Source organism: Rhodoferax sp., from assembly GCF_037143375.1.
GTDB lineage: Bacteria > Pseudomonadota > Gammaproteobacteria > Burkholderiales > Burkholderiaceae_C > Rhodoferax.
This window is the reverse complement of record NZ_JBAWYV010000235.1, coordinates 1-3,625: the sequence shown is the minus strand read 5'-3', so window position 1 is coordinate 3,625 and position 3,625 is coordinate 1. Positions and strand designations below refer to the sequence as shown.

Sequence of the window (3,625 nt, the reverse complement as noted above, 5' to 3'; positions counted from 1 at the left end):
TCGAGCACCACAAAGTCGTTGCCGGCGCCCTGCATTTTGGTAAATCTAATTTGCATGGATGAATTATCCCTGCTTGACCGACCACGCCCCGGCCGACACCCAGGAAAACACACGGCATTCAAGGCGCGTGAATGGGCGGGTCCTGTCTTCAAACTGTCACCTTGCGCCGTTAAAGTCTCGCCATGTCGGTGCCGGGGCGAACATCCCCGGCAAATAAAGCATCAATGATTTGACGTGATGCCACCGGCGCCATATTCCCTGACCCACTCCGCAATCCCGTGCAAAATCACTGCATGGTCAGACTCACACAACTCCTGCATCCCTGGCGCGAACCGGTCGCCACCCGCCCCGCCGCCACGGTCTTGCTGCTGCGCGACACCGCGAGCGGCATCGAGGTGCTGATGACGCGCCGCTCCATGACCGCCAGCTTTGTACCCGGCGCCTACGTCTTCCCCGGTGGCGGGGTTGATGCACTGGATGCTTCCAGCCACGCCCATGCCAGTCGGCGACCGAGCCAGAGCGACTTGCACCTGACGCAGGCCATCGCCGCCATCCGCGAGAGTTTTGAAGAATTAGGCGTGCTGCTGGCGCGCCGGGCCGACGGCAGCCCCGCCAACCAGAGCGACATTGCACGACTCAGCCGCGACGAGCCCTTCGTTGAGCAGTGCCAGACTTTGGGCCTGACGCTGGCAGCCCACGAGGTGTTTGTGCTGGCCCACTGGATCACCGACCGCAATTTGATGCGCCGATTTGACGTGCCGTTTCTGGTCGCCCGCATGCCCGAAGGCCAGACCCCGGTGGCCGACGAAACCGAGCAATTTGAGCCGGTTTGGGTGCGTCCGGCGGAGGCGCTGGCGAAGCACAAGGCGGGCCAGTTCTTCATCATTTACCCGACGATCAAAACGCTGGAATACCTGCTGACCTACACCCACGTGGCCGATGTGCTACACGCCTGCGCCGTCACCGAGCAACCGCTGTGGACCAGTTGCCCGCGGGTCGGGTTGGTGGCCGGGCGTGAAACGCAGTTCATGGAGCACGAAAACCCGTTTGGCGAACTGGCCCTGGTCTGCCCGGACGGGCAACCCGGCCATGCGCTGGACTGGCAATGCGAGCAAACGGTGCCCTTGCTGAAAAACGTGATGCGCCTGACCGCGCCCAACCCCGGCGCCATGACCGGCCCCGGCACCAACAGCTACCTGGTGGGCGACCCGACCTCAGGCTATTGCGTGATCGACCCCGGCCCGGCCGACCCCGACCACCTCGAAAAATTGTGGCGCGCCACCGGCGGCAACATCCACATGATCATCTGCACCCACTCGCACCCGGACCACTCGCCCGGCGCCCGCCCCTTGCAGGCGCTGTGCAAACAGTCGGGCCATGCGCGTCCGCCCATTTTGGGGCTGCCCTCGGCGCCCACCGCGCGCACCGCCAGCGCCTTCACCCCCGACAGAGCACTCTCAAATCAGGAGCTACTCACGCTTATTCCACGGGGTCTAGACCCTGATTTGGCACATAAATCAAGCCACACCCTGAAAGTCATCCACACCCCCGGCCACGCGGCCAACCACCTGTGTCTGGTGTTGCTGGAAGACGGTTTGCTGTTCAGTGGCGACCACGTCCTGAACGGCAGCACCACGGTGATTGACCCACCCGATGGCAACATGGCCGACTACCTCCACTCGCTGGACGTGCTGAGCGCCGCCTGCACCGAGTACCAGATCGGGTTCATCCTGCCCGCGCACGGCTACGTCATCGGCGGCTTCGAAGGCGAGGCCGCCGCCACGATTACGCGTCTTAAAGCGCACCGAGTCAAACGCGAAGCCAAAATTTTGCAGGTCATGCAAGCGCAGCCGCTGGGCACGCTGGACGACTGGCTGGCGGCCGCTTATGACGACGTGCCGACGCGCATGTGGCCAGTGGCCAAGCGCTCGCTGATGGCGCATGTGGCGCACATCGATGCCTCGCTGCCTTGAAATGACGGCGCCTGCGGCTTGAAAACAGCGCCTCGCAGACCCAGCTACGGGTCTGTTGCAACCCCTACCAGGCCACCCCTTGCCCGCCCTCCTTCTTGTCCTCGCGGCCTTGCTGTTTATCGCGTGGTTGCTGAGCCAGCCTTACAGACTGGCGCGCAAACGCCAGAAAATTCAAGCCCAGCCCTTCCCCGCTGACTGGCGCGCCATTCTGAAACGACGCGTGCCTTATGTGCGCGCCATGCCGGCAGACTTGCAACTACAACTCAAAAAACACATTCAGGTTTTTCTGGCCGAGAAAGCCTTCATTGGCTGCGGTGGGCTGGCCATGACCGATGACATTCGGGTGACGGTGGCGGCCCAAGCCTGCCTGCTGCTGCTCAACCGCCCGGGCGGTTATTACCCGCAACTACGGCAGATTCTGGTTTACCCCGGCGGCTTTGTGGTGCAGCGGGCGCATACCGATGGCAGCGGCATCCTGCACCAGGGCCATCAGGCGCTGTCGGGCGAATCCTGGTCTGATGGGCAAGTGATTTTGTCGTGGCAAGACACGCTGGCTGGCGCGGCCAGTCCGCACGACGGCCAGAACGTGGTGATTCATGAGTTTGCCCATCAGCTCGACCAGGAAACCGGCGCGGCCAATGGCGCGCCCGCCCTGGCACGGCGTGAGCACTATGCGCGCTGGGCCGAGGTGCTGGGGGCCGAGTTCAATGCCTTGCAAGGTCGCGCGGTGCAAGCCCAAGCCTCCTTGTTCAGCGATTACGGCGCCACCGACCCGGCCGAATTCTTCGCGGTGGTCTCGGAGGTTTTCTTTGAGCAACCCCAGCGCATGGCCGACGAGCACCCCCACCTGTACCGGGAACTCAGCCAGCTCTACCGCCTTGATCCGCTGAGCTGGTAAAAGTTGGGGCAGGTAAAATCAACGCCATGCATCCGAACAAAAAACCTGCCCCCAACGCGCCCCGCCACGACGAACGACTGGCCAAACGCGTCGCCGAAATCGTGCCCTGCTCACGCCGCGAGGCCGAGCAATACATTGAAGGCGGCTGGGTCAGCGTCAACGGCAAAGTCGTCGAAGAACCGATGTTTCGGGTCTCGGACCACAAGGTCGAGATTGACAAAAACGCCAGCCTGATGGAACTGGTGGACGTGACCCTGCTGCTGCACAAGCCACCCGGTTTTGATGCGCTGGCCGAGTTGGGCGAGGCCAACAAGAAAATCAAACCAGCCCAGCAACTGCTCACCACAGCCAACCACGCCAGCGATGACGCCTCGGGCATTCGTCTGCTCAAGCGCCACTTTGCCCACCTGACACCGGCCGTGGAACTTGAAACGGGCGCCAGCGGTCTGGTGGTGTTCACGCAAGACTGGCGCGTGCTGCGCAAGCTGGACGAAGACGCCGGAGTCATCGAGCAGGAAATCATTGTCGAAGTGGCCGGAGAAGTCGCCCCGGGGCTGATCGACCGGCTCAACCACGGCCTCGTCACCGATGGCCACCCCTTGCCCCCGGTCAAAGTCAGTCTCAACAGCGCCAGCGACACCTCCACCAAACTGCGCTTTGCCATCAAAGGTGAGCACCCCGGCCTGATTGCCTACCTGTGCGAGCGCCTGAAATTGCAGCTGTTGAGCATGAAACGCATCCGCGTCGGCCGCGT

At 62.9% G+C, this 3,625-nt stretch carries 3 protein-coding genes; all 3 read left to right on the top strand.

Annotated features, from left to right (window positions below; translation table 11 throughout):
* Positions 1-293: 293 nt before the first annotated feature.
* Positions 294-1,973, top strand: coding sequence for an MBL fold metallo-hydrolase (locus WCG50_RS18255; RefSeq protein ID WP_336901022.1), 1,680 nt, complete (start codon positions 294-296; stop codon positions 1,971-1,973).
* 79 nt (positions 1,974-2,052) lie between these two features.
* Entirely contained in the window at positions 2,053-2,871 is an 819-nt protein-coding gene (locus tag WCG50_RS18250) for a M90 family metallopeptidase (RefSeq protein ID WP_336901021.1), read from the top strand.
* A gap of 26 nt (positions 2,872-2,897) precedes the next feature.
* The coding region (locus tag WCG50_RS18245; RefSeq protein WP_336901020.1) for an RNA pseudouridine synthase at positions 2,898-3,625 on the top strand (728 nt) is incomplete at its 3' end.